The 3,994-nt window shown below is 71.9% G+C and carries 4 protein-coding genes; all 4 read left to right on the forward strand.

Annotated features, from left to right (window positions below; all coding sequences use genetic code 11):
- Positions 1-102: 102 nt before the first annotated feature.
- Complete coding sequence (locus ND747_RS15730) at positions 103-318, forward strand: hypothetical protein (RefSeq protein WP_251734371.1); 216 nt, start codon at positions 103-105, stop codon at positions 316-318.
- Positions 319-579: 261 nt separating this feature from the next.
- Positions 580-858, forward strand: coding sequence for a Sec-independent protein translocase subunit TatA (gene tatA, locus ND747_RS15735; RefSeq protein WP_251734372.1), 279 nt, complete (start codon positions 580-582; stop codon positions 856-858).
- Between the two features lie 110 nt (positions 859-968).
- Entirely contained in the window at positions 969-2,027 is a 1,059-nt protein-coding gene (gene tatC / locus ND747_RS15740; protein WP_251734373.1) for a twin-arginine translocase subunit TatC, read from the forward strand.
- A gap of 55 nt (positions 2,028-2,082) precedes the next feature.
- Positions 2,083-3,994: RNA helicase (locus ND747_RS15745; RefSeq protein ID WP_251734374.1), on the forward strand; the 1,912-nt coding region annotated here is incomplete at its 3' end.

Below are 3,994 nucleotides of genomic sequence, written 5' to 3' on the forward strand. Positions count from 1 at the left end.
CCGCCGGGCCGACCGCGGGTGTTACCGGTGCGGGGGAGCCCGCCGATCCGGGCGCGCCGGCCGATCCGGCCGCGCCCGCCGACGGCCGGTAAGGTGACCGGCATGCTGTGGGCACTCGTCTACCTGGTGCTGGTTCTCGGCGGCCTGCTGCTGCTCGCCCTGAGCGGGTGGCGGGTGTGGCAGAAGGTCCGCGCCGCGCGTCGGGCGCTGGGGGAGCTGTCGAGCCGGGTGTCCGGGCTGGCTGCCGACACGGCCGCCCTGTCCGACCGCCTGGACCACGCCGAGGTCACGTCCCGCCTCGCGGACCGCACAGCCTGACCGGGCCGGGGCCGGTAGTGATGGAAAGGTCACCACCCGCAGTTTGTGCCCTCCCGTCGTCGCGCGGGGGTGGTAACGGGTGCGCAAGGATGAGCGGTCCGTCCGGATGCGGCTAGACTTGGCCGGTCAGGACGCATCGTTGCTCAGCCGTCATCTGCGGGCCACCCGAACGCCGCCCCTTGCCTCCTAGGCTGACGCACGTAGCATCGATCGCACCGGTCGACGAAACGGGCCGGTACCGCTCACCGGAGGATACCGACCATGCCGAACCTGGGCACTACTGAGATCATCATCATCGCGCTCGTCGTTCTGGTGCTGTTCGGATCGAAGAAGCTGCCCGACGCCGCCCGGTCGTTCGGCCGTTCACTGCGGATCTTCAAGGCCGAGACGAAGGGTCTGCGTGACGACGAGTCGTCCCCGGCTCCCACGCCGGCCGCCGCCCCCGCGCCGCGGCAGATCGAGGCTCCGGCCGAGATCGTCGTGCAGCCGGGCGTGAGCTCCGCGGCCAACGGCGTTGCCCCGGTGGCCGACAAACACTGAGCAGCCACGTCGGCCGGGTCCCGCCCGTCGGCGTCCACTCCCGCCGGCCCGGCCTGGGTCGGTTCGGGCTACCACGCTTCCCTCGACTGCCTCGACCAGGAGACGCCGCCGTGCCAGGCATCCCCACGCCGCGCAGGCTCCTCGCCGCGGCGAACCACCGGCGGACCCGAACGGTCGAGGAAAGCCGGATGCCGCTCACCGAACACCTGCGTGAGCTGCGTAACCGGGTCGCGATCGCCCTGGTCGGGTTCGGCATCGCGTTCGTGGTCTGCTTCATCGTCGAGCCACACATCTTCAACTGGCTCAAGGCGCCGTACTGTCACCTGCCGGCGAGCAAACGCTTCAGTCCGGACGGGCAGGCCTCGACCAACTGCACCCTGTACTTCTTCGGGATCCTCGACGCCTTCACCATCCGGCTCAAGATCTCCGCGATCGCGGCCGCCGTGGTGTCGTCGCCGGTGTGGCTCTATCAGCTGTGGTCGTTCATCACCCCGGGGCTGCACCGCCACGAGCGGCGCTGGTCGCTGACGTTCGTCGCCGTCTCCCTGGTGCTGTTCGCCACCGGCGCGATCTTCGCCTACCTGACGCTGCCCACCGGGCTGAGCCTGCTGCTCGGGTTCGGCGGCAACGGCCTGGTCAGCGTCCTGGACGGGAACCGGTACCTGAGCTACGTACAGGCCATGCTGCTGATCTTCGGGTTGTCGTTCGAGGTACCGCTGCTGGTCCTGATGCTCAACCTCGCCGGGGTGGTCCCGACCGCCCGGCTGCGGTCCTGGCGGCGCGCGGAGATCTTCCTCGTGTTCGTGTTCGCCGCCGTCGTCACCCCGAGCCAGGACCCGTTCACCATGCTGGCCCTCGGCCTGCCGATGGTGCTCCTCTACGAGGTGGCGCTGATCGTCGGCTGGCTCAACGACCGGCGCAGGGCCCGCAACGGCTCGGATTCGCCCTACGCCGACCTCGGCGACGACGAGACGTCCTCGCTCGACCTGGACGACACCGCTGGCCGTTCCCACTCGGGCCGGTCGGCGGACACCTCCGGCGATGGGCTGGCGGGCGGCGGAGCCTCCGGTGGCGGTGGTGCGTCCCCGGTCGGCGCCGGTCGGGGCGCGGTCGGCCCGGCAGACATGGGCGCGGGCACGTTCGGCAGCGACGCCGGCGACATCACCTGAGCACCACCCCAGGTGGGACGCCGGATTGCCGGCGTGTCGGCGTAGGGTGAGTGACGTGTCCCCGGCGCCCGAGGCTCTCGTGGAATTCGCCGCCAGCCTCGCGTTCGGGCTTGACCCGTTCCAACGTGAGGCGCTGACGGCGCTGGCCGGCGGTGACGGCGTGCTCGTGGCCGCTCCCACCGGGGCTGGCAAGACGGTCGTCGGTGAGTTCGCCGCCCATCTCGCCCTGCGCAGCGGCACTCGTTGCTTCTACACGACGCCGATCAAGGCGCTGTCGAACCAGAAGTACGCCGATCTCGCCGCCCGCTACGGCGCCGACGCCGTCGGCCTGCTCACCGGCGACACCGTCCGCAACGGTTCAGCACCGATCGTGGTGATGACCACCGAGGTGCTGCGCAACATGCTCTACGCCGGCCCCGCCGACGGCAGCGACCTCGCCGACCTCGGCTATGTGGTGATGGACGAGGTGCACTACCTGGCCGATCGGCAGCGCGGCGCGGTGTGGGAAGAGGTCATCATCCACCTGCCGGCGCATGTCCGGCTGGTGTCGCTGTCGGCGACGGTGAGCAACGCCGAGGAGTTCGGCGAATGGCTGGTCACCGTGCGCGGGCACACCCGGGTCGTCGTCAGCGACCATCGCCCGGTGCCGTTGTGGCAGCACGTGCTGGCCGAGCGGACCCTGCACGACCTGTTCCTCGAGGATGCCCTGGGTCGTCCCGACGGCGCCGCCGCCGCACTGGCCCGCGCCGTGTCCGAGCGCGACCTTGCCACCTCCGAGCATGATCTTGCCGAGGCGGTCGGGTCCGGTGGCGGCGTGTCCCTGGCCGGCCCGACGGGCGAGCTGCCGCATCCTCGCGGCGGCGGCAGAACAGGCCAGCAGGGTCGCGCGGGGCAGGGAAACCGGAACCGATCGGGGCAGGGGAGCGCGGCGCTGGTCGGCGCACGGGTGGTCAACCCGGACCTGGTCCGGCTGGCCCGCGACGAGAGCCGTGCGCTCGCCGGCGGCTACCACGGCGGCCGGGGGCGGGCGGGTGCGGGCCCGCCACGGCGACGCACCTCGCGGGCACCGGGGCGACCCGAGATCGTGGAACGTCTCGACCGCGACGGGCTGCTGCCGGCGATCGTGTTCGTGTTCAGCCGGGTGGGGTGCGACAGCGCGGTGACGGCCTGCGTGCGGACCGGGATGCGCCTGGTCGGCCCGGCCGAGCAGCAGCGGATCCGCACAATCGTGCGGGAACGCACCGCCGGCATCCCCGACGCCGACCGCGGCGTGCTCGGCTTCTGGCCCTGGCTGGAAGGCCTCGAACGCGGCATCGCCGCCCACCATGCCGGCATGCTGCCGACGTTCAAGGAGATCGTCGAGGAGCTGTTCGTCGCGGGCCTGGTCCGGGTCGTGTTCGCCACCGAGACCCTCGCGCTCGGCATCAACATGCCGGCTCGCACCGTCGTGCTCGAACGGCTGACGAAGTTCAACGGTGAAAGCCGCGTCGACATCACCGCCGGTGAGTACACCCAGCTCACCGGCCGGGCGGGCCGCCGCGGCATCGACATCGAGGGCCACGCCGTAGTCCTGTGGCAGTCGGGGCTCGACCCGCTCGCGCTCGCCGGGCTCGCCTCGACCCGCACCTATCCGCTGCGCTCGTCGTTTCGCCCGTCCTACAACATGGCGGTCAACCTCGTCGGCCGGCTCGGCCGTGACCGGGCCCGGGCGGTGCTGGAAAGCTCGTTCGCCCAGTTCCAGGCCGACCGCGACGTCGTCGGCATCGCCCGTACCATCACCCGAAACCTGGAGATGGTCGCCGAGCTGCGCACCGCGCTGTCGTGCGACCGCGGCGACGCCGCCGCCTACGACCAGCTGCGCCGCGACATCAAGGCCCGCGAGACCGCCCTGTCCCGGGAGGGCAGCGCCCGCCGCCGCGCCGAGACGGTGGCGGCCCTGGGCCGGCTGCGCACCGGCGACGTGGTGC

Origin of the sequence: Frankia sp. R82 (genome assembly GCF_023716925.1) — a bacterium.
GTDB lineage: Bacteria > Actinomycetota > Actinomycetes > Frankiales > Frankiaceae > Frankia.